This window comes from Actinomadura sp. 7K534 (genome assembly GCF_004348575.1).
Lineage (GTDB): Bacteria > Actinomycetota > Actinomycetes > Streptosporangiales > Streptosporangiaceae > Spirillospora > Spirillospora livida.
On sequence record NZ_SMKB01000053.1, the window covers coordinates 1 to 25,083 of the forward strand.

The 25,083-nt window shown below is 72.7% G+C and carries 22 protein-coding genes; 16 read left to right on the forward strand and 6 right to left on the reverse strand.

Features of this window, described 5'->3' with window-relative positions:
• The first annotated feature begins 688 nt into the window (after positions 1-688).
• From raiA to E1266_RS13625, 3 genes are all read left to right on the forward strand, one after another.
• Positions 689-1,333 carry a ribosome-associated translation inhibitor RaiA gene (gene raiA, locus E1266_RS13610; RefSeq protein WP_132046747.1) on the forward strand — a complete coding sequence of 215 codons (645 nt, stop codon included), beginning with the start codon at positions 689-691 and terminating at the stop codon, positions 1,331-1,333.
• 495 nt (positions 1,334-1,828) lie between these two features.
• Positions 1,829-2,485, forward strand: a complete 657-nt coding sequence (locus E1266_RS13620) for a response regulator transcription factor (RefSeq protein WP_207945627.1) — start codon at positions 1,829-1,831, stop codon at positions 2,483-2,485.
• Between the two features lie 67 nt (positions 2,486-2,552).
• Complete coding sequence (locus E1266_RS13625) at positions 2,553-3,764, forward strand: crosslink repair DNA glycosylase YcaQ family protein (protein ID WP_243718402.1); 1,212 nt, start codon at positions 2,553-2,555, stop codon at positions 3,762-3,764.
• 90 nt (positions 3,765-3,854) lie between these two features.
• Here E1266_RS13625 and E1266_RS13630 read toward each other — a convergent pair whose 3' ends face one another.
• Positions 3,855-4,193: an HGxxPAAW family protein gene (locus tag E1266_RS13630; protein ID WP_132046753.1), complete on the reverse strand. Its 339-nt coding sequence runs from the start codon at positions 4,191-4,193 to the stop codon at positions 3,855-3,857.
• Positions 4,194-4,375: 182 nt separating this feature from the next.
• On the opposite strand from E1266_RS13630, the gene secA reads away from it, so the two are divergent.
• Complete coding sequence (gene secA, locus E1266_RS13635; RefSeq protein WP_132046755.1) at positions 4,376-7,246, forward strand: preprotein translocase subunit SecA; 2,871 nt, start codon at positions 4,376-4,378, stop codon at positions 7,244-7,246.
• An 82-nt stretch (positions 7,247-7,328) separates the two neighbouring features.
• On the opposite strand, the gene E1266_RS13640 is transcribed toward secA, so the two are convergent.
• The 3 genes from E1266_RS13640 to E1266_RS13650 form a co-directional block, all read right to left on the reverse strand.
• Positions 7,329-7,835, reverse strand: a complete 507-nt coding sequence (locus E1266_RS13640) for an Rv3235 family protein (RefSeq protein ID WP_132046757.1) — start codon at positions 7,833-7,835, stop codon at positions 7,329-7,331.
• Positions 7,836-8,113: 278 nt separating this feature from the next.
• Positions 8,114-9,496, reverse strand: a complete 1,383-nt coding sequence (locus E1266_RS13645) for a PTS transporter subunit EIIC (RefSeq protein WP_132046759.1) — start codon at positions 9,494-9,496, stop codon at positions 8,114-8,116.
• A 25-nt stretch (positions 9,497-9,521) separates the two neighbouring features.
• Positions 9,522-10,262: a GntR family transcriptional regulator gene (locus tag E1266_RS13650; protein ID WP_132046761.1), complete on the reverse strand. Its 741-nt coding sequence runs from the start codon at positions 10,260-10,262 to the stop codon at positions 9,522-9,524.
• A gap of 473 nt (positions 10,263-10,735) precedes the next feature.
• Here E1266_RS13650 and nagA point away from each other — a divergent pair, with 473 nt between their 5' ends.
• From nagA to ptsP, 7 genes are all read left to right on the forward strand, one after another.
• A complete protein-coding gene (gene nagA / locus E1266_RS13655) occupies positions 10,736-11,896 on the forward strand; it encodes an N-acetylglucosamine-6-phosphate deacetylase (RefSeq protein ID WP_132046763.1) in 1,161 nt (386 codons plus the stop codon).
• Complete coding sequence (locus tag E1266_RS13660) at positions 11,893-12,933, forward strand: SIS domain-containing protein (RefSeq protein WP_132046765.1); 1,041 nt, start codon at positions 11,893-11,895, stop codon at positions 12,931-12,933. Before nagA ends, E1266_RS13660 begins: the two co-directional genes overlap by 4 nt.
• A 50-nt stretch (positions 12,934-12,983) precedes the next feature.
• Positions 12,984-13,217, forward strand: coding sequence for a glucose PTS transporter subunit EIIB (locus E1266_RS13665; RefSeq protein WP_132046767.1), 234 nt, complete (start codon positions 12,984-12,986; stop codon positions 13,215-13,217).
• A gap of 17 nt (positions 13,218-13,234) precedes the next feature.
• Positions 13,235-13,684, forward strand: a complete 450-nt coding sequence (locus tag E1266_RS13670) for a PTS glucose transporter subunit IIA (RefSeq protein ID WP_132046769.1) — start codon at positions 13,235-13,237, stop codon at positions 13,682-13,684.
• Positions 13,685-13,753: 69 nt separating this feature from the next.
• Positions 13,754-14,452 carry an HAD family phosphatase gene (locus E1266_RS13675; protein WP_132046771.1) on the forward strand — a complete coding sequence of 233 codons (699 nt, stop codon included), beginning with the start codon at positions 13,754-13,756 and terminating at the stop codon, positions 14,450-14,452.
• A gap of 132 nt (positions 14,453-14,584) precedes the next feature.
• Entirely contained in the window at positions 14,585-14,857 is a 273-nt protein-coding gene (locus E1266_RS13680) for an HPr family phosphocarrier protein (protein ID WP_132046773.1), read from the forward strand.
• A gap of 1 nt (position 14,858) precedes the next feature.
• Positions 14,859-16,562 (forward strand): phosphoenolpyruvate--protein phosphotransferase, encoded by a 1,704-nt coding sequence (ptsP, locus tag E1266_RS13685; protein WP_207945622.1) that lies wholly within the window; start codon positions 14,859-14,861, stop codon positions 16,560-16,562.
• A gap of 45 nt (positions 16,563-16,607) precedes the next feature.
• Here ptsP and E1266_RS13690 read toward each other — a convergent pair whose 3' ends face one another.
• Positions 16,608-18,272: a glycoside hydrolase family 3 protein gene (locus E1266_RS13690; RefSeq protein WP_207945624.1), complete on the reverse strand. Its 1,665-nt coding sequence runs from the start codon at positions 18,270-18,272 to the stop codon at positions 16,608-16,610.
• Positions 18,273-18,590: 318 nt separating this feature from the next.
• Positions 18,591-19,946, reverse strand: a complete 1,356-nt coding sequence (locus E1266_RS13695; RefSeq protein WP_243718403.1) for a BadF/BadG/BcrA/BcrD ATPase family protein — start codon at positions 19,944-19,946, stop codon at positions 18,591-18,593.
• Positions 19,947-20,064: 118 nt separating this feature from the next.
• Between E1266_RS13695 and E1266_RS13700 the strand changes: the two genes are divergently transcribed.
• From E1266_RS13700 to pruA, 5 genes are all read left to right on the forward strand, one after another.
• Positions 20,065-21,006, forward strand: coding sequence for a MurR/RpiR family transcriptional regulator (locus tag E1266_RS13700; protein ID WP_184890365.1), 942 nt, complete (start codon positions 20,065-20,067; stop codon positions 21,004-21,006).
• Complete coding sequence (locus tag E1266_RS13705) at positions 21,003-21,899, forward strand: N-acetylmuramic acid 6-phosphate etherase (protein ID WP_132046775.1); 897 nt, start codon at positions 21,003-21,005, stop codon at positions 21,897-21,899. The genes E1266_RS13700 and E1266_RS13705 overlap by 4 nt, the downstream gene beginning before the upstream one ends.
• 231 nt (positions 21,900-22,130) lie before the next feature.
• Positions 22,131-22,784, forward strand: a complete 654-nt coding sequence (locus tag E1266_RS13710) for an HAD family phosphatase (RefSeq protein ID WP_229808522.1) — start codon at positions 22,131-22,133, stop codon at positions 22,782-22,784.
• 25 nt (positions 22,785-22,809) lie between these two features.
• Positions 22,810-23,319: a hypothetical protein gene (locus E1266_RS13715; protein WP_132046777.1), complete on the forward strand. Its 510-nt coding sequence runs from the start codon at positions 22,810-22,812 to the stop codon at positions 23,317-23,319.
• 107 nt (positions 23,320-23,426) lie between these two features.
• On the forward strand, positions 23,427-25,058 hold the full coding sequence (gene pruA, locus E1266_RS13720; protein ID WP_132046779.1) for an L-glutamate gamma-semialdehyde dehydrogenase: 1,632 nt from the start codon (positions 23,427-23,429) through the stop codon (positions 25,056-25,058).
• The last annotated feature ends 25 nt before the right edge of the window (positions 25,059-25,083 follow it).

Here is a 25,083-nt window from a genome sequence, read left to right on the forward strand (position 1 = left end):
GCTTTGTGGAGGAGTGTGGGGTTATTTGCGGCACATCGGCTCTGGGGGAGGGGTGAGTCGGGAAACTCACCGGAGGGTCAGGTCGACCTGACCTGCGCGGGCGCGAGGGGCGCAACGGCCGCGCACACGTGGGTTCACGGCATGTGATGGGGCGGCCGGGTAAGGGCGCGGGTACCCGCTTGGGCGGGTTCCGATGACGGTCCGTGAGTTTTTCCTCCGGCCACCCCCCTGACATTCGTGGCGTAAGCGGTTAGCGTTCCTGACATGGCACCCGCCCGGGTCCGTGGTTGCGTCGGACCGCAGTGCTCGTCAGGAGCACGACCGGTGGTCCGGCAAGCCGATGCCAGGCGCAGGCGAAACGGCCCACGTAAGGCGACTTCTCGTCGACCGATCACGGTGCGCCTTAGAGGTAAGTCCTGCCCCGTCGGGGGATCCGACATCCCCCGAGCAGGGAGAAGGGCAGTAGTGGCGAGAGCGCCGCGAGCCCCTCAGCAGGCGGATGTGGGGACGAAGACCAGGTCGGCCGGGCGGGTGCGACCCACCGTCCTGTGGGGCCGGCCCGGGGCGAAGGGCACTTCCCTCCCGTATGCGCCGAAAGCCGGGCGCATGGTGCATCTCACGAGGGTGGGGCGTGTTCCGCCAGGGATCCCGGGCAGGTCGACTCGTAACCGGGAGAAGGGGGGCTCGCGTGAACATCACCGTGAGGGGCCGGCACACCGACATCAATGACAGGTTCCGCCGGCATGTCGACAACAAACTGGCGAAGATCGAGCGGCTCAACCAGAAGGTGATCCGCGTGGACGTGGAGGTGTCCGAGGAACATAACCCGCGGCTCGCCGACCAGCGCGAGAGAGTCGAGCTCACCATCCGCTCCCGCGGCCCGGTGATCCGGGCCGAGGCCGCCGCGGACGACCGCTACGGTGCCCTCGACCTGGCTCTGGACAAGCTGGAGTCCAGGCTCCGCCGCGACGCCGAGCGGCGCAAGGGCCACGGCGGCAAGGGCCGCGCCAAGCTCGCGACTATGGAGACGCTCCCCGAAACGCTCCCCGAACCGCTGAAGACCGCGCCGGAGCCCGCCGAGGAAGAGGCGGAACCGGCACAGGCCGCGCAGGACGACAACCTCGTCCCCATCCCCATGGACGGCGACGGGCCCCTCGTCGTCCGCGAGAAGTTCCACAAGGCCGAGCCGATGGGCATCGAGCAGGCCCTCTTCGAGATGGAGCTCGTCGGCCACGACTTTTTCCTGTACCGCGACAAGGCCAACGGGCTGCCCTCGGTCGTATACCGGAGGAGGGGCTGGGACTACGGAGTGATCAGGCTCGTCGAAGAGTGATGCGGCACTCGCGTCACGTCACCGTCCGAACCATGTAATGATCTGCGAAGGCGTACCAGCCGATCCGCGGACGCGGTGGCCGCGGGGGGCTCCGGTACGGCGCGAGCGCCGCTCGGCCGGTCCGGGGCCCGCGGGCCACCGCCCCGCGGCGGCACGTCCCGCGGGGGCCCGGACCCGCGGGGACCGCCCGGGAACCTCCCGGGGCGCACAGCAGTTCCATCCGGGAACACCCGACCCGAAACCCCTGGGCTCGTACCCGGAACCCCCCAAGGTTCCCGGGGACGTCCCGTCGGAGAGCAACCCTCCGGTACATCCAGATCGCTGAACAGTGAAGGGGGGAAGCGGCGTCTCCTCCACGCCGCGACTCTGGTGAGCGAGAATCCCGAGGCTCGCGACGCCGCGGCGGTACCCCGTCAGGCCGGGGGCCGGCAACGCGGCGCCGGCTCCACCCCCGCCGCCCGGGAGGCGGCACCGCGGCCCGGAGCGGCCGACCCGATCCGCGTGCTCATCGTCGACGACCATGCGCTGTTCCGCAGAGGTCTGGAGATGGTCCTCCAAGGCGAGGAGGACATCGAGGTCATCGGCGAGGGCGGCGACGGGCACGAGGCCGTCGAGATGGCCGGCGACCTGCTGCCGGACGTCGTCCTGATGGACATCAGGATGCCGCGCCGCAGCGGCATCGAGGCGTGCACCGCCATCAAGGACGCCGCGCCCAGCGCGAAGATCGTCATGCTGACCATCAGCGACGAGGAGGAGGACCTCTTCGAGGCGATCAAGGCCGGGGCCAGCGGCTACCTGCTGAAGGAGATCTCCATCGACGAGGTCCCGCAGGCGGTCCGCGCCGTGCACGGCGGGCAGTCGCTGATCAGCCCGTCGATGGCGTCCAAGCTCATCACCGAGTTCGCCGCGCTGGCCAAGCGCAGCGAGGAGCGCACCCAGCAGGTCCCCGCGCCCCGCCTCACCGAGCGGGAGATGGAGGTGCTGCGGCTCGTCGCCCGCGGCCTCGGCAACCGGGAGATCGCCCGGGAGCTGTTCATCTCCGAGAACACGGTGAAGAACCACGTCCGCAACATCCTGGAGAAGCTCCAGCTCCACTCCCGGATGGAGGCCGTCGTCTACGCCGTCCGGGAGAAACTCCTGGAGATCACCTGAGTGGTCCAAGGGGTCCGATGCGACCGGCAATCGGCTTTTGTCGGTGTCGTGGCGTAGCATCACCGGCGTGGTCGAGGTAGAGCTCAGCGCGGACGAGGCACGGCGGCTCCAACTGCGCGCCCAGGGGTTCCTGGGCGCGCGGCGGAAGGGCGGCGTACCGGCGATGCTGGAACGGCTCGGCGCCGTCCAGCTCGACACGATCTCGGTCCTGGCGAGGTCCCACGAACTGGTCTCCTACGCCCGCCTCGGCCCGGTGCGCCGCACCGCGATCGAGGACGCCTACTGGGGCCGCCCGAACGGCACCGCCGGGGCGTTCGAGTACTGGGCGCACGCCGCGTCCGTCCTGCCCATGGACACCTGGCCGCTGTTCGGGTTCCGGCGGCGCGCCTACCTCCGCCGCGGCTGGCGCTGGCACAAGGTCCCCGAGGGCGTCTGCGACGAGATCCGGGCGCGCCTGAAGGCGGACGGCCCGCTCACCACCAGGGAACTCGGCGGGGCCAAGGCCAGTGCCGACTGGTGGGACTGGAGCGACCACAAGATCGGCATCGAGTGGCTGCTGGACGTCGGCGAGGTCGTCTGCGTCCAGCGCGTCGGCTGGCGCCGCGTCTACGACCTCGCGGAGCGGGCGGTCCCGTCCGGGCTCCTCGCGCAGGACCCCGACGACGACGCCTGCCTGACCGAGCTCGTCACGCGCGCCGGCCGGGCCCTCGGCGTGGCGACCCGCGCGGACCTCGCCGACTACTACCGCGTCAAGCAGGACCAGGTCGACCGCGTGATCGGCGGGACCGGCCTGGTCCCCGTCGCGGTCGCCGGATGGTCCCAGCGGGCCTGGGCCGACCCCGAGGCGCTGGACGACCCGCCGCGCGGCAGGCACGCCACCACGCTGCTCTCCCCGTTCGACTCCCTCGTGTGGGACAGGGCCCGCACGTCCCGCGTGTTCGGCTTCGACCACCGCCTGGAGGCGTACGTCCCCAAGGCCAAGCGGGTCCACGGCTACTTCGCGATGCCGCTCCTGTCCGGCGGCCGCCTCCTCGGACGCGTCGACCCGGCCCGGGAGGGCCGCACCCTGATAGCGCGCCAGGCGTCCCTGGAGCCGTGGGCCACCCGCACCCCGGCACGCGCAGAAGCCTCGGCCGCCGCATTGGCCACAGCCCTATGGCGCGCCGCCACCTGGGTCGGCTGCGACGACGTCCGCGTGGACCGCACAGACCTACCCCAATCCCTACTTACAGCCGCCCTAAAAGCCGCGATTCCGACCGAGCGCGGCGCGTCCACCTGAGAACGCACCCGCGGCACGAAACACGATGAGCGCGCCACCGCAGGACGGTGGCGCGCTCATCAATTCGTGGCCGCCCTGGCGTGAACCCGGTTATCCGTGGGGGGACGTCTGGGGGTCGGTCGCCACAGGGCTTTCCAGGGCCTCGCCCTCGGGGCCGCCGCGGCGCTTCTCGGTGCGGGTGCCGAAGACGGAGTAGTCGACGATCTCGGGGATGACCCGGGGGGCGTCCACGACCACGTCGGAGAACAGGTGGACCATCCAGCTGACGGCGAAACCGGCGACGATGATGCCGGCGCCGACCCAGAACATGATCCACATCGGGCCCAGGCAGAGCGCGACGCCACCCACGACGAATCCGATGAAAATGATGGTGACCGCCACCCAGGAAGCCGGGCGGCCGACGTGCGACCCGTGGGACTCTCCGGACATTGCGTCTCCCTCCATGCTGTGCCGTCATCCTCTCCGCGACCCGGAACGTCAAACGAGACGCGCAGTGGATTGCGCTGCGGAGTGACCTAGACCATTCTGGGTCTCGCCTACGATGGGCATCGTACGTGTGGTGTGCGTGCCGCCTGGAGCGGTGAACCACGATCTGCAAGGAGCCTTCGAGAGTGCCGCCAGTCATCGACAAGATCCTTCGTGCGGGCGAGGGAAAAACCCTGCGCAAGCTCAAGAAGCTCGCGGATCAGGTCAACTCGATCGAGGAGGACTTCCTCGAGATGAGCGACGCCGAGTTGCGCGAGCTGACCGACAAGTACCGGGAGCGCCTCGCCGACGGCGAGACCCTGGACGACCTGCTGCCGGAGGCGTTCGCGACCGCACGCGAAGCCGCCAAGCGCGTGCTCGGGCAGCGGCACTTCGACGTCCAGGTGATGGGCGGAGCAGCCCTGCATCTCGGCAACATCGCCGAGATGAAGACCGGTGAGGGCAAGACCCTGACCGCGGTTCTCCCGGCCTACCTGAACGCCCTTTCCGGGGACGGCGTCCACATCGTCACCGTGAACGACTACCTGGCAAAGCGCGACGCCGAGTGGATGGGACGCGTCCACCAGTTCCTGGGCCTGGAGGTCGGGGTCGTCCTCGCGCAGATGACGCCCGAGGAGCGCCGCGCGGCGTACAACGCCGACATCACCTACGGGACGAACAACGAGTTCGGCTTCGACTACCTGCGCGACAACATGGCGTGGAGCCTGGACGAGTGCGTCCAGCGCGGCCACAACTTCGCCATCGTGGACGAGGTCGACTCGATCCTCATCGACGAAGCCCGGACCCCGCTGATCATCTCCGGCCCGGCCGAGCAGAACTCCAAGTGGTACGCGGAGTTCGCCAAGATCGCGCCGCGGCTGAAGCGCGCCGAGCTGATCAGCACCGCCGGCCAGGTCGACGAGTACGGCCCCGGCGACTACGAGGTCAACGAGAAGAAGCGCACGGTCGGCATCACCGAGTCCGGTGTCGAGAAGGTCGAGGACTGGCTCGGCATCGACAACCTCTACGACTCGGTGAACACGCCGCTGGTGAGCTTCCTCAACAACGCGCTGAAGGCCAAGGAGCTGTACAAGCGCGACAAGGACTACGTCGTCATGAACGGCGAGGTCCTGATCGTCGACGAGTTCACCGGGCGCATCCTGCACGGCCGCCGCTACAACGAGGGCATGCACCAGGCCATCGAGGCCAAGGAAGGCGTGGCGATCAAGGACGAGAACCAGACCCTCGCCACGATCACCCTGCAGAACTACTTCCGCCTCTACAACAAGCTGGCCGGCATGACCGGAACCGCCGAGACCGAGGCGGCGGAGTTCAACAAGACCTACAAGATCGGCGTCGTGCCGATCCCGACGAACCGGCCCATGATCCGCGAGGACGTGGCGGACGTCGTCTACAAGACCGAGCAGGCCAAGTTCGAGGCCGTCGTCGACGACATCGCCGAGCGGCACGAGAAGGGCCAGCCGGTCCTGGTCGGCACCACCTCGGTGGAGAAGTCCGAGAAGCTGAGCAAGATGCTCAAGCGGCGCGGCATCCCGCACCAGGTGCTGAACGCCAAGCACCACGAGCAGGAGTCGACGATCGTCGCGGAGGCGGGCCGCAAGGGCAGCGTCACCGTCGCGACGAACATGGCGGGCCGCGGCACCGACATCATGCTCGGCGGCAACCCCGACTTCCGCGCCGACCTGGAGCTGCACCAGCGCGGGCTGTCCCCGCTGGAGACGCCCGAAGAGTACGAGGAGGCGTGGCCCGAGGCGCTGGAGAAGGCGCAGGAGGCCGTGAAGGGCGAGCACGAGGAGGTCGTCGACGCCGGCGGCCTGTACGTCCTCGCCACCGAGCGGCACGAGTCGCGGCGCATCGACAACCAGCTGCGCGGGCGGTCCGGCCGGCAGGGCGACCCGGGCGAGTCCCGGTTCTACCTGTCGCTGGAGGACGACCTGATGCGGCTGTTCAACTCGGCCCGCGTCGAGTCGATCATGACCCGGCTGAACATCCCGGACGACGTGCCGATCGAGTCCAAGATCGTCAGCAACGCGATCAAGTCGGCGCAGAGCCAGGTCGAGCAGCAGAACTTCGAGATGCGCAAGAACGTCTTGAAGTACGACGAGGTCCTGAACCGGCAGCGCAAGGTCATCTACGCCGAGCGCCGCAAGGTGCTGGAGGGCGAGGACCTGCACGAGCAGGTCCGCCGGATGATCGACGAGGTCGTCGCGGGCTACGTCGCGGGCGCCACCTCGGAGGGCTTCGCCGAGGAGTGGGACCTCGACAAGCTGTGGAAGGCGTTCAAGGCGCTCTACCCGATCTCCATCACGGTCGAGGACCTGGAGAAGGAGGCGGGCGGCGACCTCTCCGCGCTGGACGCCGAGACGCTCGCGGAGAAGATCCGCGACGACGCGCAGGCCGCCTACGACAAGCGCGAGGAGCAGCTCGGCGCGGAGGTCGTGCGCGAGCTGGAGCGCCGCGTCGTCCTGTCGGTCCTCGACCGCAAGTGGCGCGAGCACCTCTACGAGATGGACTACCTCCAGGAGGGCATCGGCCTGCGGGCCATGGCGCAGCGCGACCCGCTGGTGGAGTACCAGCGCGAGGGCTACGACATGTTCAACGCGATGCTCGACGGCATCAAGGAGGAGTCGGTCGGCTACCTCTTCAACCTCGAGGTCGAGGTCGAGGACCAGCCGGAGACCCCGACCGTCGGCGCGACGCCCGTGTCGGTCGCCAAGTCCGCTCCCGCCACCGACGCGGAGGACGCCGTCCCCTCCGACGACGTGGAGGAGGCCGACGAGACCCCCGCCATCAAGGCGAAGGGGCTGGAGAAGCCGTCGCGTCCGAAGAAGCTGGACTACTCGGCTCCGACCATCGACGGTGACGGCGGCGTCGAGCACCACACCGAGGAGACCAAGGACGAGTACGCGGGCGTGAACCGCAACGACCCGTGCCCCTGCGGCTCGGGCAAGAAGTACAAGCGGTGCCACGGCGACCCCCGCAACAAGAACAAGTAGCACCCCGCGAAAGCGGCCTCCCGGTCCCGGGAGGCCGCTTTCGCATGTCCAGACCCGCCCACCAGCGTGATCCGGGGCGCGGCTAGGGGGTGCCGTGGGCCGTTGTCTCCAGGGCCGTGCAGCGCCAGCGGCCGCGGGCGTGTTCGAGGCGGAGGGCCAGGGCGTGGACGCGGCCGGCGACGACCACGACGGCGGTCGTCTCGGCGACCGCGGCGGCGGGGCGCTGCAGCCGGGTCGACAGCACCCTGGGCGGGACGATCCGTGCCCCGCGCCGGGTCGCGGAGCCGTGCCGGGCCATCTCCCGGCACACCGGCGGGACGGCCACCAGGGACAGCTGGGCGGCCGGGCGCGTCCCCGCGAGGATCTCCACCACGAGCCGCACGGCCGCGTCCGCGACGGCGCGGACCTCGGCGTCGACCCCGTCCGCCGGGCGCACGAGCCGCAGGCCCGGCGGGCGGGCTCCCGGCGGCCGGGACGGGGGCGGTGCCGCGGGACGGAGCGCCAGCGCGCCGCGGGTCGGCGCGCCGGACGGTGCGCCGCGGTACCGGATGAACCGGACGGCGGAGGACGTGGCTGGACGTGGACGCATGGCGATACCTCCTGGCTCGTTTGAAGACAGGAGTCGCGCGGCCCGCGATAAATACGTCCTGGCCGCATGCGGCCCGCGGTGTAACGCGCGGGACGGCTCCGCGTCCACAGGCGCCGCGCCCGGACATGGGAAGCGGCGGGACGCCGGTGGGCGTCCCGCCGCCTGGGAGCGGGGTCCCGGACCGTGCGGGGAGTCCGGGACCCGTGGGAGCGGGCCGGTGGGCTGACCGGCCCGGACGGGGGCGCCGCGGGGATGAGGGGACCGCGGCGCCCCGGTGATCAGCCGTCGGAGGCGGCTTCGGCCTCCTTCGGTTCGCCGCCCGAATCCTTGCGGTCCTTCTTGGCGGCCGCGGCGCCGGCCAGCTCCGGGTCGGCGGCCGGGTCGACGGCCGTCGACTCCTCGCCCTCCGGCTCCCGGCCCGGCGTCGCGAAGTTGAACTTCTCGATCATGAACTTGAAGATGAAGTAGTACAGGAAGAAGTACACGACGCCCAGGCCGAGGATCAGCCACAGCCCCTCGGTGTTGTCCTTGCGGGCGTTCAGCAGCAGGTCGATGAGGCCGGCGGAGAAGCCGAAGCCGAGCTGGGCGCCGGCGGCCTCCAGGATCGCCATCGAGATGCCGGTGAGCACGACGTGCACGCCGTACAGGATGGGCGCGACGAACATGAACGCGAACTCGATCGGCTCGGTGACGCCGGTGACGAACGCGGTGAGCCCGGCGGAGACCATGAGGCCGCCGACCGCGGGGCGCCGGTGCGGGGGAGCGGCGCGCCAGATCGCGAGGGCCGCGCCGGGCAGGCCGAACATCAGCACGGGGAAGAACCCGGCGAGGAAGCCGCCCGCGTCGGGGTCGCCGGCCAGGTAGCGGTTGATCTCGCCGGTGACGGCGCCGTCCGGGCCCTCGTAGGTGCCGAACACGAACCAGATGAGCGAGTTCGGGATGTGGTGCAGGCCGAACGGCAGCAGCAGGCGGTTGATGACGCCGTAGATGCCGGCGCCCGCCGCGCCCGCCCCGGTGATCCACTCGCCGAAGTCGGTGAGCCAGCTGCCGAGCACCGGCCAGATGAAGCCGATCAGGATGCCGATCACGAGGCCGGCGAGGGCGGTGACGATGGGCACGAAGCGGCGGCCGCCGAAGAACGCCAGCCAGGTCGGCAGCTTGATCCGGTAGTAGCGCTGGTAGAGCAGGGCCGCGGTGAGGCCCATGAGGATGCCGCCGAGCACCTGCGTGGGGTTCGTCGCCCCCCAGTTGATGACCTCCGCTTCGGCCCCGTCCGTCACCGTGGTGATCGTGACGTTGCCCTTGAGCTCCTCGGTGTGCGAGAACATGATCTTGGACACGCGGTCGAAGACCAGGTACCCGACGACCGCGGCGAGGGCGGTGGAGCCGTCGGACTTCTTGGCGAAGCCGATCGCCACACCGACCGCGAAGAGCAGCGGGAGGGCGGCGAACAGCGCGTTGCCGGCCTCGCCGACGATCTCCGCGACGCGGGTCCAGCCGAGGCCGTCGTCGCCGAGCATGTCGGCCTGGCCGAAGCGCAGCAGGAGCGCCGCGGCGGGCAGCACGGCGATCGGCAGCATGAGGCTGCGGCCGATCCGCTGCAGCACCGCGAGGGCACTGGACCCTCGGCGTGGTGCGGAATCCACTGTCGTCGATGTCATCGCGACATCCCTCCTCAGGGGTTTTTCAGGAGTGCGGCGGGGGGTTTCCGAGGGCCGTGTGGATCTGGTAGCGGTCCGCCCGGTAGGTCGACACGCCCAGCTCGGCGCACACCCCTCCGGTGTACGAGCGGCGTTGCAGGAACAGCACGGCACTGCCCTTGGGGATCTGCAGGTGCCTGGCCTCGGCCGCGTCGGCCAGGCTGGCGTCGATGGTCTGGTCGCCCGCGTCGAAGACCAGCCCGTACACCGCCTCCAGGACGCCGTAGAGCGAGCGGTCGGCGAGGCGGCGGTCGAGCAGGTCGGGGGCGAGCGAGGCCAGGATGTGGGAGCGCTCAACGGCCATGGGCTCGCCGTCGGCGGTGCGCAGGCGTTCGATGACGTGGATATCGGTGCCGGCTTCGACATCGAAGATCCTGGCGAGGCGCGCGTCCGCCGGGACCGTCCGGCGGTCCAGGTCGATCGCGCCGGGACGCAGGCCGCGGGCCAGCATGTCCTCGGTGAAGGAGACGAGCCGGAGCGGCATCTCGATCTTGGGGCGGGCGACGAACGTGCCCTTGCCCGGGACGCGGTAGAGGCGGCCTTCGGAGACGAGCTGGTCGACCCCCTGCCGGACGGTCATGCGGGACAGCTCGTACCTGGCGCACAACTCGCGCTCCGACGGGATCGGGGCGTCGACGGGCAGTTCCGCGGTCTCGATCAGGTCGAGCAGGATCGCGCGGAGCTGGAAGTACTTCGGCACGGGACTGTGCGGATCGATGGTCGTCACGAGGGTCCTCGACGGCCGCGGGCCGGATCGATGGGATTCGCAGGTTCTGACGGGTATGAGGTTGTTTGTAGCTTCGGAGGGTCTTCGGGGGTTTGTACTGGTCTAGGCCGGACTAGACCACAGGATCGAAAGACATGTCAATGCACGAATTCGTAACGACCGGATCACGCCACGACGACCGCCCGAGCGTAGGAACTCCCAGGTCAGCAACGACTCCCGGACGTCCCATCCGTTTCCCGGCACGATGGCGGAATCCGCTGGCCCGCCGTCATATCGGAGGCCGCCCCTCGGGGGTGCGCGCCGCCCGGCGGCGTGGAACGCTCCCCGGCCCGGCGCCGGAATCGTCGCGTCCGACATCTTGCGGTCCCCTTCGATCCGTGGAGTATGGTGCGTACTGGTCTAGTCCGGACTAGACCAGTGAGACCGGACGGAATGACCAGCGATTCGTCGTGTCGCGGAGAGTGCGCGGAGCCATGACATCACTACTGATCACGGCCACCAACATGATCATTACCCCCGAGGGCGCTCCTACCCGCGTGCTCTCCCCGGGATTCGTCCGCGTGGTGGACGGCGTGATCGCCGAAGCCGGGGAAGGCCCCCCGCCCGGCGCCCCCGACGTCGAGCTGACCGACGGCCTCCTGGCGCCCGGCCTGGTCGACCTCCAGGTGAACGGCTACTTCGGGCACGACATGGTGGACGCCGACGAGGCCGGCTGGCACACCGTCGTCTCACGCCTGCCCGAGACCGGCGTGACCGCGTTCATGCCGACCTTCATCACCGCCCCCGTCGAGACGCAGGCCGCGGCGCTCCGCCGCACCCGCGACATCCTGCCCGGCCTGCCCACCGGAACGCGCGTCCTCGGCGTCCACCTGGAAGGCCCGTTCCTGTCGGAGAAGCGCAAAGGCGCGCACAACCCGCTCCACCTGACCGACCCGGCGCCCGAGGCGATCGCGGAGCTGCTGGAGACGGGCCTGGTCAAGCTGGTCACGCTCGCGCCCGAGCGGAACGGCGCCCTGGCGGCGATCCGCACCCTGACCGAGGCGGGGGTCCTGGTCAGCGTCGGGCACAGCGACGCGACCGCCGCGCAGGTCCGCGCCGCGGCCGACGCGGGCGCCCGCAAGGTCACCCACATCTTCAACGCGCAGACCGGCGTCCACCACCGCGACCCCGGCGTGGCCGTGCAGGCGCTGATCGACGACCGGCTGAGGCCCGGCCTGATCCTCGACCTGCACCACGTCGCGCCGGAGATCGCCGCGCTGGTGTTCCGCGCCGCGCCGGGACGGACCGTGCTCGTCACCGACGCCGCCGCGGCCGCCGGGATGCCGCCCGGCACCTACGACCTCGGCGGCGAGCCCATCACGATGCCCGAGCACGGCCCGCCGCTGCGCGCCGACGGCACGATCGCGGGCTCCGGCCTCCGGCTGGACGAGGCGGTCGGCAACGCGGTCGGCGTCGGCACCGGCATCGAGGCGGCGGTCGACGCCGCGACCCGCGTCCCGGCCGACCTGGCCGGCCGCCCCGACCTCGGCCGGATCGCGCCGGGCGCCGCGGCCGACCTCGTCTGGCTGGGCCCGGACCACCGGGCCCGCGGCACCTGGGTCGGCGGAGCGAGAGTCTTCGGAGAGGGATCATGACCAGTCAGATGCGCGCCGAGATCGGCGAGCAGCCGGACGCGCTCGCCCGGACGATCGGCGCGCTGCTGCCCCGCCTCCCCGAGCTCGCGGCGCTGGCCGCCGAGACGCGGCAGGTGCTGTTCATCGCCCGCGGCTCGTCCGACAACGCGGCGGTGTACGGGCGCTACCTGGTCGAGTCGCACACCGGGCGGCTGGCCACGCTCGCCGCGCCGTCGATCGCGACCGCCTACCGGCGCAGGCTGGACCTGGCCGGCGTGCTGGCCGTGGCGATCAGCCAGTCCGGCAGGACCGAGGAGATCGTCGAGTCGCTCGCCTGGGCCGCGGCCTGCGGCGCGCGGACCGTCGCCGTCACCAACGGCGCCGGCTCGCCGCTCGCCGAGTCCGCCGAGGTCGCGCTGATCACGCTGGCGGGCGACGAGATCGCCGTCCCCGCGACCAAGACCTACACCACCCAGCTCGCCGCGCTGTCGGTGCTCGGGCTGGGGCTCGGCGCGGCCGTGCCCGCCGACGACCTGCGCCGCGTCCCGGACGAGGTGGCCCGGGTGATCGCCCGCACCGAGGCGTCCCCCGCGCTGCCGGAGATCGTGGAGGCGCTGGCGGCGGTCCCCGGCACGGTGGTCTCCGGGCGCGGCATCGCGTTCGGCACCGCGCTGGAGCTCGCGCTGAAGATCAAAGAGGCGTGCTACCTGCACGCCATGGGCCTGTCGTACGCCGACCTGCTGCACGGCCCGATCGCCGTCGTGGACGAGCAGACCCCCGCGCTGCTGGTGGCCGCCGACTCCGGTCCCACGCTCGCCGGCACGATCGCGCTGGCCGAGCGGGTCGAGGGCGCGGGCGCCCGCGCGTACGGCGTCGGCGGCGGCGCCCGGCTGGCGGCGGCGTGCTCGGCCGCGCTGCCCGGCCCGGCGCTGCCGGAGTGGACCGCGCCGCTCGGCCTCATCGTCCCGGGCCAGATCATGGTGGAGAACCTGGCGCGCCGGCTCGGCCTCGATCCCGACGTCCCCCGTGGCCTGAACAAGGTGACCCAGACAAACTGAGCTTCGACATCCGTCGCGGCCCGCGGGCCGACCCCGACTAGGAGAAGAACATGGACAAGGCCGAGGCCATCGTCGCCGCGCTGGGCGGTGCCGACAACATCATCGAGATCGAACCGTGCGCGACCCGGCTGCGCACCGAGGTCAACGACGCGGGCAAGGTCGACGAGGCCGCGCTGAAGAAGGCGGGCGCGCACGGCGTCATGCGCAGCGGCGGCGTCGTGCAGGTCGTCGTGGGCCCCGAGGCCGACACCATCGCCACCGACATCGAGGACATCCTCGACTGACCCAGGGGGTCCCTCCCATGACCCGAGTCATGTCACCGGTCGCCGGCCGGGTCGTCGGCCTGGCCGGCGTCCCGGACCCGGTGTTCGCCCAGGCCATGGTCGGCCCGGGCACGGCCGTCGACCCCGAGCGGGGGCCCGGCCAGGCCATCGCCCCCGTCACCGGGAAGATCGTCAAGCTGCACCCGCACGCCTACGTGGTCGTGGACGGCGAGGGCCACGGCGTCCTCGTCCACCTCGGCATCGACACCGTCAAGCTGAAGGGCGAGGGCTTCGAGCTCCTCGTCACCGAGGGCGACCAGGTCACCGCCGGGCAGCCGGTCGTCGGCTGGAACCCGGCCGTGATCGAGGCGGGCGGACGCTCGCCGATCTGCGCGGTCGTGGCGCTGGACGCCGGCGCCGACGCCCTGGCGGACGTCGTGGAGTCGGGCGAGGTGTCCACGGGCGACGAACTGTTCACATGGAGCTGACGCGATTGGAACCGACGCGAGTGGAACCGATGCGATGAGGCCGACGGCTGGAACCGGGGAGCCGGCCGCATGGCGGTGATCGGACTGGGCGCCGCGGTGTTCGACCTCGACGGCACCCTCATCGACACCGAGCCGCGCAACCGCGCGATGTGGTCGCGGCTGTTCGACGCGCACGGCGTCCCGTACGACGACGCGCTCATCGCGTCGTTCGCGGGGCGCCGTGGCGTCGAGGTGCTGGGCGACCTGGCGCACCTGTTCCCCGGCCGGACGGTCGAGGAGCTGTTCGAGCAGGTCGTGGCCTACGGCGCGATGCCGGGGATGCCGCCGATCGCACCGGTCGGCGGTGCGGTCGACCTCGTCCGGTCGCTGGCGGACGCGGGCGTTCCGCTGGCGGTGGTGACGTCGGGGGAGCGCCGGTACGCCGAGGGCCTGCTGGACGGCCTGGGCATCCGCGACCTGCTGGACATCGTGGTGACCGCCGGGGACGTCGTCACCGGCAAGCCGCATCCGGAGGGGTACCTGGCCGCGGCGCGCGACCTGGACGTCCCGCCGGAGGAGACGGTCGGGTTCGAGGACGCCCCGGCCGGGGTCGCGGCCGTCAAGTCCGCCGGCATGACCTGCGTGGGCGTCACCACCACGCAGCCGGTGGGGGCGCTGGCCGAGGCCGACCACGTGGTCGTGGACCTCAAGGGGGTCGACGTCGTGCCGGGTCCCGCGCTGCGGGTGCGCGGCCTGGCCCGCCGTGCCGACCGGTCGCGCGAGAACTGAACGCCGTCGAGAACTGAACGCCGTCGAGAACTGAACACCGTCGAAAACTGAACACCGTCGAAAACTGAACACCGTCAAAGAGCGGGAACACGTCGAGAGCCGGAACCCGGCCAGAGCGATGAGGAGTGTGCGGTGAGCGTGCGCAACGTCAAGATCGAGTCGAGGGTGGGGCTGCATGCGCGGCCCGCCGCGCTGTTCGTGCAGACCGCGGCCCAGGCCCCGATGGACGTGACCGTGGCCAGGCGCGGCGGTGACCCGGTGAACGCCAAGAGCATCCTCGCCGTGCTGGGGCTGGACGCCCGGCACGGGGAGGAGGTCACGCTGGCCGCGGAGGGCGAGGGCGCGGACGAACTGCTCGACAGCCTGGAGAAGCTGCTGTCCACGCCGGAGCCCGAGGGGGCCTGAGGTGCCGGACAGCGAGCCGGGGACACCGGAGGTGCTGCAGGGCGCGGGCGTCAGCCCCGGCGTCGGGGCCGGGCCGGTCCGCGTCATCGCGGGGGCCGTGCCGGAGCCGCCCGCCGAGTCCCGGCACGGCGGGGACGAGGCCGCCGAGCGCGACACAGCCCTCGCGGCGCTGGAGGCCGTCGCCGCAGACCTGGAGGAGCGCGGGAGCCGTGCCGCGGCGGCCGGCAACACCGCCGGGCGGGACGTGCTGAACGCGCAGGCCATGATGGCCCGAGACCCCGGCCTCGCCGACGGCGTGCGCGCCAGGATCGGCGAGGGGGTCGCGGCGGCCCGCGCCGTGTTCGAGGCGTTCGGCGTCTACCGGGAGATGCTCGCCGGAGCCGGGGAGTACCTGGCGGCCCGGGTCGCCGACCTGGACGACATCCGCGACCGCGCGGTCGCGCGGCTGCTCGGCCTGCCGGTGCCGGGCGTCCCGGAGTCGGACGAGCCGTTCGTGCTGGTCGCCCGGGACCTCGCGCCGGCCGACACCGCCGTCCTCGACCCGGCGAAGGTCGTGGCGTTCGTGACGGAGGAGGGCGGCCCGACCAGCCACACCGCGATCCTGGCCCGGACGATGGGCGTGCCCGCCGTCGTCGCGCTGCCCGGCGCGACGTCCCTCGCCGACGGGACCCGCGTGCTGGTCGACGGGTCGGCGGGGACGGTCCGTCCCGCGCCGTCCGACGCCGAGGTCGCCGCGGCGCTGGCCGCCGCCGCTGCCCGCGCGTCCGCGCTGGAGGAGTCCACCGGGCCGGGCGTCACCAAGGACGGGCACAAGGTGCCGCTGCTGGCGAACATCGGCGGCCCGAAGGACGTCGAGGCGGCGCTGGCGCACGGCGCGGAGGGCGTCGGCCTGTACCGCACCGAGTTCCTCTTCCTCGACCGCTCGGCGCCCCCGTCGGACGAGGAGCAGGAGGAGGCGTACCGGAAGGTCCTGGAGGCGTTCCCCGGCGGCCGCGTGGTCGTCCGGACGCTCGACGCGGGCGCAGACAAGCCCCTCGGGTTCCTCCCGGCTCCCGGGGAGGAGCCGAACCCGGCGCTGGGCGAGCGCGGCCTGCGGATGATGCGACGGCACCCCGACGTCCTGGCGGCGCAGCTCGCCGCCCTGGCCCGCGCCGCCGCCGGGCTGACCGCCCGGCTCCAGGTCATGGCCCCGATGGTGACCGACGCCGCCGAGGCCGCCTGGTTCGCCGCCGCGTGCCGCGAGGCCGGCATCGGGCATCCCGGCGTCATGATCGAGGTGCCCGCCGCCGCGCTGCGCGCCGGCGACCTCGCGCCAGAGGTCGAGTTCTTCAGCATCGGCACCAACGACCTCGCGCAGTACGCCTGCGCTGCCGACCGGCAGGTCGGCGGCCTCGCGCGGTTCCAGGACCCGTGGCAGCCCGCGCTGCTCGACCTCGTCGTCCCCGCGGCGGTCGCGGGCGTCCCGTGCGGGGTGTGCGGCGAGGCCGCCGGCGATCCGGCGCTCGCGTGCGTCCTGGTCGGCCTCGGCGTGACGTCGCTGTCGATGAGCGCGCCGTCCCTCCCGCTCGTGCGGGCAGCGCTCGCCCGGCACACGCTGGACGAGTGCCGCCTCGCCGCCGCGGCCGCCCGCGCGGCCCGGACCCCCGAGCAGGCCCGAGAAGCGGCCCGCGGCCACCTGCCCGCCCTGGCGGAGCTGGGCATCTAGCCCGGCCGGGGTCGGCAGGCCGTTCACTCGCCGCGGGTCGACGAGCTAGTCGTAGCCGAGGCCGTGGCCGACCGGTTTGCCGGCCGCGGGCGCCGGGAGCCGGCCCGCCGGGCTCGCCGCGCCGCTCAGCACCTTGGCGAGCGCGCTGACCGAGACGGCCTTGGACGAGTACGTGGCGAGCGCCGCCGCGGCACCGCCGGCGGCGTCGAGGTCGTAGGGGCGGCCGAGGGCGGCGGCGACGACCGGCTTCGGCCCCAGCGCGCGGATGCGGGCGGCCGTGGCCTGCCCGGCGTTCTCGGTGGTCAGGACGGTGACGTCCGCCGCGCCGGGCGCCGCCGTCGCCACCCCGTGGCGGCGCAGCGCGGCGCTGAGCAGGTCGCTCTTCGGGCCGGTGACCGCGACCTTCTTGCCCTTGAGCGGCAGCACGCCGTTCCCGTTGCGGACGAGGGTGACCGCGCGCTCGGCGACCTGGCGGGCGGTGGCCCGGTTCGCGGGCGTGCCGATCGCGGCGGCGGCCTCGGCCGGGTCGGCGGCCGTCCCCTGGAACAGGCCGCGCCGCTGCTTGAGCCGGAGGATGCGGGTGACCGACTCGTCCAGCCGCCGCTCGCTGATCTTCCCGGAGCGGACGGCCGCGAGGACCGCCCGGTAGGCGCGCGGCAGGTTCGGCGGCATCAGCAGCTGGTCGGCGCCCGCGTCGAGGGCCCGGACCGGGACCTGCGCGTCGCCGTACTTCTGCCGCACCCCCGCCATCTCCAGCGAGTCCGTCGTGATCACGCCCTGGTAGCCGAGCTCGTCGCGCAGCAGCCCGGTGAGGACCGTCTTGGAGAGCGTGGCCGGGTCGCCCGACCGGTCGAGCTTCGGCATCACGATGTGCGCCGTCATGATCATGTCGACGCCCGCGTCCACCGCCGCGCGGAACGGCGGCGCGTCCAGCCGCTCCCACTGCTCGCGGGTGTGCGTGATCACGGGCAGTCCGGTGTGGCTGTCGGTGGCGGTGTCGCCGTGCCCGGGGAAGTGCTTGGCGGTGGCCGCGATCCCGGCGGACTGGTAGCCGCCGACCGCGCCGGCGACCATCTTCGCCACCAGGGCGGGGTCGGCGCCGAACGACCGCGGCCCGATCACCGGGTTGCGCGGGTTCACGTTGACGTCGGCGTCCGGGGCGTAGTCGAGGTTGATCCCCACGGCGCGCAGCTCCCTGCCGGTGACCTGGGCGGCGGCGTGCGCCTGCGCGGGGTCGCCGGTCGCGCCGAGCGCCATGTTGCCGGGGAACCGGGTGACGAACGGGGTGCGCGAGACGATGCCCTGCTCCTCGTCCACGCCGAGCAGCAGCGGGATCTTCGACGCCTTCTGCAGCGCGTTCGACTGCGCGGCCGTCCGCTCCGGGGTGGTGATGTTGCCGGGGAAGTAGATGAGCCCGCCGACGCGGTACTTCCGGATCTTCTCGACGGCGTCGGCGCGGCTGGAGAACGTCGGCACGAACAGCTGGCCGACCTTGTCGGCCACGCTCATCTTCGCGACGTGGCCGGGGATCCAGGCGTCCGGCGCCGGCGTCGGCTTCGCGGGCGCGGAGGCCGCGCCGGACGGGGCGGACGACGCCCGCCCGCCCTTGCCGCTCTCGCCTCCGCCGCAGCCCGCGACCATGATCATGGCCAGCGCCGCCGCCGCGAACGCGCGTGGTGATGCACGCACTCCGACCAGGCCCCCCGGCATGGCTCGCTTCCTCGGTCGCATCGGTCGCATCGGTCGTCGCGACGTTATGCGCTCCCCGCGCCGGTGTCGAACCGATCAGTGGACGGCGTCCGCCCGCAGCCGGTGGTCCCACCGGCCACCGGGGCATCGCCGCCGCTCCCGCGAACCCGCGGCCACCCTGGTAACACCCCGATCACGATGGACCCCGGATCGCAGCGGATCGCGGATCTGGTGGGGTCCATCGCGATGGCCCCGGACGGCTTCGGTGCCGTCTGCCTGGCGGGGGGCCGGCCTTGCCGGATCGAGCGGCCTGGCCGGGACCGGCGGGCCGGAGGCGGCTCAGCCGGGCGGTGCGTGGCCGAGGCGGCGCAGCGCCATCCCGGCCGCGCCGACGGCCCCGTCGCCGGCGCAGCGCGGCGCCGCCCGGAAGCGGTCGCGCAGCCCGGTCCGGACGGCGTCGGCGACGGGTCCCTCGCGCAGCACCGAGCCGTGCATCACGACCGGTGCGCCGGGGTCGGACAGGGCCGGGCGCACCGCGTCCACGTCGCGGAGCAGCCACTGCGCGGCCTCTTCGGTGATGCGCCGGGCCACCGGATCACCGGCGGCCGCGGCGGCGGCGACGACCGGGCCCAGCCGGCCCAGCGCCGCGGGAGGACGGCCGTACACCTCCTTGATGATCGCCTGGGCGAGCCGTGGATTGAGCGGGGTGCGGGTCGTCTCGGAGTGCGCCGCCGGGGCGGGGACCACCGCGTGTCCCGGCGGCCCCGGATGGCCGGGCGACCCGCGTCCCGGCGGGCCGTGCGCGCCGGGCGGCCCGTGCTGGCCGGAGGAGTCGGCGGACGGGGGATAGGGCCCGTTCCCGGGCGGTGGACCATGGTCGCCGGGGTCCAGCACGGCGGTGCCCGTGCCGCTGGAGTGGAGGCGGCCGCCCAGGGCGCCCGGACCGCCGTCGGGTCCGAGCGCGCCGCCGGCGCCGGGGGATCCGCCCCCCGACGAGAGCGTGGCGGCCTGGGCGAGGACGGAGCCGCCCGGGGAGGACGAACCGGCCCCGGCCAGGGCCAGCGCCCTGGGATGGCGGGGGCGTCGCCTCTCCGAGTCGATCTCCGCGACCACGGTGGCGCCGAGCAGGGCCCGGGGAACCGAATCGGTGAGCAGCGTGGGGGAGCCGCGGCCGTCGTAGGCGGCGAGCGCGGCCCGGACGGCCTCCTTCCCCAGCCATACCGCCGAACCCTCGTCCCCGACGAGCCAGCCGTAGCCGTCGGCGCGCTGCACGATCGTCCCGTCGCTGATGACCGCCGCGCCGGCGCCCGTCCCGGAGAACACAACGATGCCCTTGGGCTCGCTGGTCCCCGCGGCGAACGCCACCGCGATATCGGTCACCACCGCGGGTGAGCCGCGCAGGCCGACCGCCTGCCATGCCTGCCGCGCCGCCGCCACGGCGGCGGGCCGGCCGGCCGAGCCCGCACCGGCGATCCCGAAGACGCCGGTGAGGATGTGGGTTCGGTCCAGGTCCCCGATGGCCTCCCGCAGGGCGGTGGTCAGCGCGCCTGCGGTGTCGCCTCCGGAGTTGGGGTTGGCCCCGGGGCCGGTGCCGGAACCGGCCAGGGCGCCCCCCAGCGTCAGTACGACGCAGCGGGTCTTCGTGCCACCCGCGTCGATACCGACCACGTAAGGACCGGCCAAATGGGTCAACACATGGCGACCGTAGCCTTTTCTACCGTTGACGTGACATCCTGCACGTAAGAAAATTTCCATCATGAGGAAACCCATCGGCTCCGAACGGAGCCCCGAGCAGCGCCCCGAGCGGGGGACCATGGGGGAGCCCGGCGCACCAGAGGACGAGGCGGCCGCCCGGCAGGGCGACCGGGACGCCACGCCCCTGAGCACCGTGGTCCGGGTCCGGTCGCTGCTGCCCTCCCTGCCCCCCGCCGAACGGCGCGTCGCGCAGCGCGTCATCGACGACCCCGAAGGGGTCGCCAACTCCACCATCACCGAGCTCGCCCAGGCCTGCGGCACGTCGGAGACGACGGTCATCAGGTTCTGCAGGGCGATCGGGTTCCACGGCTATCCGGAGCTGCGGCTGACCCTGGCCACCGAAGCGGGACGGGCGCAGAGCGCCACCGGCGGCCGGGTCATCGGCAGCGACATCAGCCCCGACGACTCCCTGGAGCAGATCGTCGAGAAGGTGACCTTCGCCGACGCCCGCGCCGTCGAGGAGACCGCCGCCCAGCTCGACATCAAGATGCTCGAGCAGGTCGTGGACGCGGTCGTCGCGGCGGAACGGGTCGACGTCTACGGCGTCGGCGCCAGCGCGTTCGTCGCGGCCGACTTCCAGCAGAAGCTCCACCGCATCGGACGCGTCTGCTCGGCCTGGGCGGACGCCCACATCATGCTGACCAGCGCCGCGGTGCTGAGCAGCGGCGACGTGGCGATCGGGATCTCGCACACGGGCGCGACGGTGGAGACCATCGACGCCCTGGAGGTCGCCAGGAGCAGGGGCGCCAAGACCGTGGCGCTCACCAACTTCCCCAAGTCCCCCATAGCGGACGCGGCGGACCTGATCCTCACGACGGCGGCACGGGAGACGACCTTCCGCTCCGGCGCGACCGCGAGCCGACTGGCGCAGCTCACGGTGGTCGACTGCCTGTTCGTCGGAGTGGCGCAGCGCACCTACGGGCCGACTCGCAAGGCCCTGGAAGCCACGTTCGAGGCGGTCCGCGGGCGGACCGTGCGACCCGACCGGAGGCGTCGGTGATCGATTGCGAGCTCCCCACGGAGGGACGCAACCCCCGGACCCTCGACGTCGACACGCTGCCGACACTGGAGGTGCTGCACCTGATCAACACCGAGGACGCGACGGTGCCGATGGTCGTGGCCGCGGTCCTGCCGGAGGTCGCCCGGCTGGTCGACCTGGCGGTCGACTCGCTGCGGGCGGGCGGGCGCGTCCACTACTTCGGCGCCGGCACGTCGGGCCGGCTCGCGGTGATCGACGCCGCCGAACTGCCCCCGACGTTCGGCATCTGGGGCCGGGTCGTGGCCCACCACGCGGGCGGGCCGGGCGCCCTGTCGCAGGCGATCTCCGACGTCGAGGACGACGCCGAGCTCGGCCGCCGGGACGCGCACGACGTGCAGCCGGGCGACGTCGCCATCGGCATCGCGGCGAGCGGGCGCACCCCCTACGTGGTGGGGGCACTGCGCGCCGCCGCCGCGGTGGGCGCGCGCACCGCGCTGATCAGCTGCAACCCGCACACGCCGTACGGGGACGAGGTGGAGGTGCACATCGGGCTCGCCACCGGACCGGAGGTGATCAGCGGGTCCACCCGGATGAAGGCCGGCACCGCGACCAAGCTGGTGCTCAACTCCTTCTCCACCACGCTGATGATCCGGATGGGGCGCACCTACTCCAACCTGATGATCAGCGTGAACGCGCTCAACTCCAAGCTGCGCGCCCGGCTGGTGCGCATCCTCACCGAGGCGACGGGGATGGACTCCCGCACCTGCGAGAACGCGCTGGCGGAGGCGGGGGGGAACACCCGCGTCGCACTGGTCTCGCTGCTCGGCGAGGTGCCCGCGGCACGCGCGACCGTGGTGCTGGAGGAGACCGAGGGCGGCGTCCGGGAGGCGCTGCAGCGGCTGCGATCCGCCTGACCGGGCGGATCCGCGTCATCGAACGGACCGGTGCGCGGCGGCGGGAGCGCCGCCGGACCGGACGGGACGGCCCGGCGGGGGAGACGCCGGCCGATGGGGGGTCCGTGATCACGCGATCGCCGCCGGCGCCGATCGTGTGGTCACGGACACGGATCGCGTGCGTACGGGTCGGCGGGGCGGTTGGGTAGAACGTGATTCGGGGATTGGGCGGGGATCGCTTACGATCGGGCCGTGTCCGACGAAGCATCCCCCGCCGCCAAGGCCGTGATCACCGACTGGGGCGGCGTCCTGACCTCCCCGCTGGCCGACGCGATCGACGTCTGGCTGGCCGCCGACCGTATCGACGTCCAGAACTACAAGCGCGTCATGCGCGCGTGGGTGAAGCAGGCGTACGACGGCGCCGGCACCAACCCCATCCACGGGCTCGAGGACGGCTCGCTGGCCGTCGACGAGTTCGAGCGGCTCCTCGCCGCCGAGCTGCTCACCGTCGACGGCGGGCCCGTGGAGGCCGCCGGGCTGATCGCCCGCATGTTCGGCGCGTTCAGCCCCGTCCAGCCGATGTACGACGCGCTCCGCGCCGCCCGCGCCCACGGCACCCGCACCGCGCTGCTGTCGAACTCCTGGGGCAACGACTACCCCCACGACCTGTTCGCCGACCTCTTCGACGCCGTCGTCATCTCCAGCGAGGTCGGGATGCGCAAGCCCGACGAGCGGATCTTCCGGCACGCCCTGGAGATGCTCGGCGCGGAGCCGGCCGAGTGCGTCTTCATCGACGACATCGAGCACAACATCCGCGCCGCCGAGCGGCTCGGCATCCGCGGCATCCACCACACCTCGCCCGACACCACCATCGCCGAACTGCGCGCCCTCGACCTGCTGGCCTGAGCGTCTGGCAGACTGGCTGACCGTCATGCGCGTCTACCTGCCGTCCACGCTCACGCTCCTCGCCGGCGTCCACGCCGCGAAGGAGATCGGTCCCGCGCCGCTCGCCGCGCACGCCGTCACGCCCGCGCTGCGCGAGTGGTACGCGGGCGGCGACCTGGAGGAGCTGGAGTACGCGGCGATGTCCGCCGCCGCCCGCGCCTCCCTGCGGCTGCTCGCCGCCGACCCGGCCGTCCCGCGCCGCCGCGTGGTGCTCGCCGCGGAGGTGCCCGACGACCGCGTCGCCCGGCCCCGCGGCGACGCCGCAGTGGGCGGCGGCGACCGGGCGCTGGTCGAGGTGTCCGCCGCCGTCCCCTGGACGTGGATCGCCTCCGGCCACGTGGACGACGCCGACGCGGCCGCCGACATCGCCGCCGCCGCGCAGGCCCTCCCCGCCGCCGACGCGGGCGACGACGACGCCGCGTTCACCGTGGACGGCGCCGACGGCCACGAACTCCTCTGGTACGCCACCCAGGAACTCCCGCACCTCCTCGCCTGACCCCGCACTGGAACGCGGCAAATCGTGCGAGGCGGTATTTCGCGGCTCGTGGGCGGGTAGGTCCCCGGCAGGTCGACAACGCCGTCGGATTCGCAGGGAGCCGCGAGATGGACGCCGTCAGCACGGTGCCGGAACCGAGGAACGAGCCGGTCAGGAGCCACGCGCCGGGAAGCCCCGAACGGGCCGCCCTGGAAGCACGGATCAAGGAGCTCGGCGGCGAGCAGACCGAGCTCACCATGACGATCGGGGGCGAGCGGCGGATGGGCGCCGGCACGCCGATCGCCGTCGTCGAGCCGCACAACCACCGGCACGTCCTCGGCCGGATGGGCAACGCCACCGAGCCCGACGTCGCCGAGGCGGTCTCCGCGGCCCGGGAGGCGGCGCCCGCGTGGCGGGCGATGGCGTTCGAGGACCGCGCCGCGATCTTCCTGCGCGCCGCCGAACTGCTCGCCGGGCCGTGGCGCGCCACGATCAACGCCGCCACCGTCCTCGGCCAGTCGAAGTCCGTGCAGCAGGCCGAGATCGACGCCGCCTGCGAGCTGATCGACTTCCTGCGGTTCAACGTCCGCTACGCCGAGCAGATCCACCAGATCCAGCCGCTGTCGCCGCCGGGCGTGTGGAACCGGCTGGAGTACCGGCCGCTGGAGGGCTTCGTCCTCGCCATCACCCCGTTCAACTTCACCGCGATCGCCGGGAACCTGCCGACGGCGCCCGCGCTGATGGGCAACGTCGTGGTGTGGAAGCCGTCCCCGACCCAGCAGCTCGCCGCGCACCACACGATGCGGCTGCTGGAGGCCGCCGGGCTCCCGCCCGGCGTGATCAACATGGTCACGGGGGACGGCCGGGCCGTCTCCAACGTCGCGCTCCGCCACCCCGACCTCGCCGGGCTGCACTTCACCGGCTCGGTCGCGACGTTCCAGCACCTGTGGCGGACGATCGGGGAGAACATCTCCGGCTACCGGGGCTACCCACGGATCGTCGGCGAGACCGGCGGCAAGGACTTCGTCGTCGCGCACCCGTCCGCCGACCCGGCGGTGCTCAAGACGGCCCTCGTCCGCGGCGCCTTCGAGTACCAGGGGCAGAAGTGCTCCGCCGCGTCCCGCGCCTACATACCCCGCCCCCTCTGGGACGCGATCCGCGACGACTTCGTCGCCGAGACCGAGTCGCTCACCATGGGCAACGTCGCCGAGGACCTGTCGCTGTTCATGGGCGCGGTCATCGACGAGCGCGCCTTCGCCAAGCACCGCGCGGCGATCGAGCGGGCGCGCGGCATCGCCGCCATGGAGATCCTCACCGGCGGCGAACTGGACGACTCGCGAGGCTACTTCGTCAAGCCGACGATCCTGGAGTCGTCCGACCCGGACGACGAGATCTTCACCAAGGAGTACTTCGGCCCGATCCTCGGCGTGCACGTCTACGACGAGGGCGACTACGACACCGTCCTGCACCGGATGGAGGGCGCGTCCGAGTACGGCCTTACCGGCGCGATCATCGCCGAGGACCGCGCCGCGATCGCCGCCGCCACCGAGACGCTCCGCTTCGCGGCCGGCAACTTCTACATCAACGACAAGCCGACCGGCTCGATCGTCGGTCAGCAGCCGTTCGGCGGCGCCCGCCAGTCCGGCACCAACGACAAGGCCGGCTCGGTCTTCAACCTCACCCGCTGGACGAGCACCCGCTCCATCAAGGAGACCTTCGTCCCACCCACCGACCACCGCTACCCCCATATGGACCCCTGACCCGGCCCACCTGAACGACGCCGCG

What these genes read in the sequence shown, in the direction of transcription:
- E1266_RS13630 (WP_132046753.1), bottom strand. Translation starts at nt 4,193, where the DNA reads ATGTCCGGAGAGTCCCACGGGTCGCACGTCGGCCGCCCGGCTTCCTGG.
- E1266_RS13640 (WP_132046757.1), bottom strand. Translation starts at nt 7,835, where the DNA reads ATGCGTCCACGTCCAGCCACGTCCTCCGCCGTCCGGTTCATCCGGTAC.
- E1266_RS13645 (WP_132046759.1), bottom strand. Translation starts at nt 9,496, where the DNA reads ATGACATCGACGACAGTGGATTCCGCACCACGCCGAGGGTCCAGTGCC.
- nagA (WP_132046763.1), top strand. Translation starts at nt 10,736, where the DNA reads ATGACATCACTACTGATCACGGCCACCAACATGATCATTACCCCCGAG.
- E1266_RS13660 (WP_132046765.1), top strand. Translation starts at nt 11,893, where the DNA reads ATGACCAGTCAGATGCGCGCCGAGATCGGCGAGCAGCCGGACGCGCTC.
- E1266_RS13665 (WP_132046767.1), top strand. Translation starts at nt 12,984, where the DNA reads ATGGACAAGGCCGAGGCCATCGTCGCCGCGCTGGGCGGTGCCGACAAC.
- E1266_RS13670 (WP_132046769.1), top strand. Translation starts at nt 13,235, where the DNA reads ATGACCCGAGTCATGTCACCGGTCGCCGGCCGGGTCGTCGGCCTGGCC.
- E1266_RS13675 (WP_132046771.1), top strand. Translation starts at nt 13,754, where the DNA reads ATGGCGGTGATCGGACTGGGCGCCGCGGTGTTCGACCTCGACGGCACC.
- E1266_RS13690 (WP_207945624.1), bottom strand. Translation starts at nt 18,272, where the DNA reads ATGCCGGGGGGCCTGGTCGGAGTGCGTGCATCACCACGCGCGTTCGCG.
- E1266_RS13700 (WP_184890365.1), top strand. Translation starts at nt 20,065, where the DNA reads ATGGGGGAGCCCGGCGCACCAGAGGACGAGGCGGCCGCCCGGCAGGGC.
- E1266_RS13715 (WP_132046777.1), top strand. Translation starts at nt 22,810, where the DNA reads ATGCGCGTCTACCTGCCGTCCACGCTCACGCTCCTCGCCGGCGTCCAC.
- pruA (WP_132046779.1), top strand. Translation starts at nt 23,427, where the DNA reads ATGGACGCCGTCAGCACGGTGCCGGAACCGAGGAACGAGCCGGTCAGG.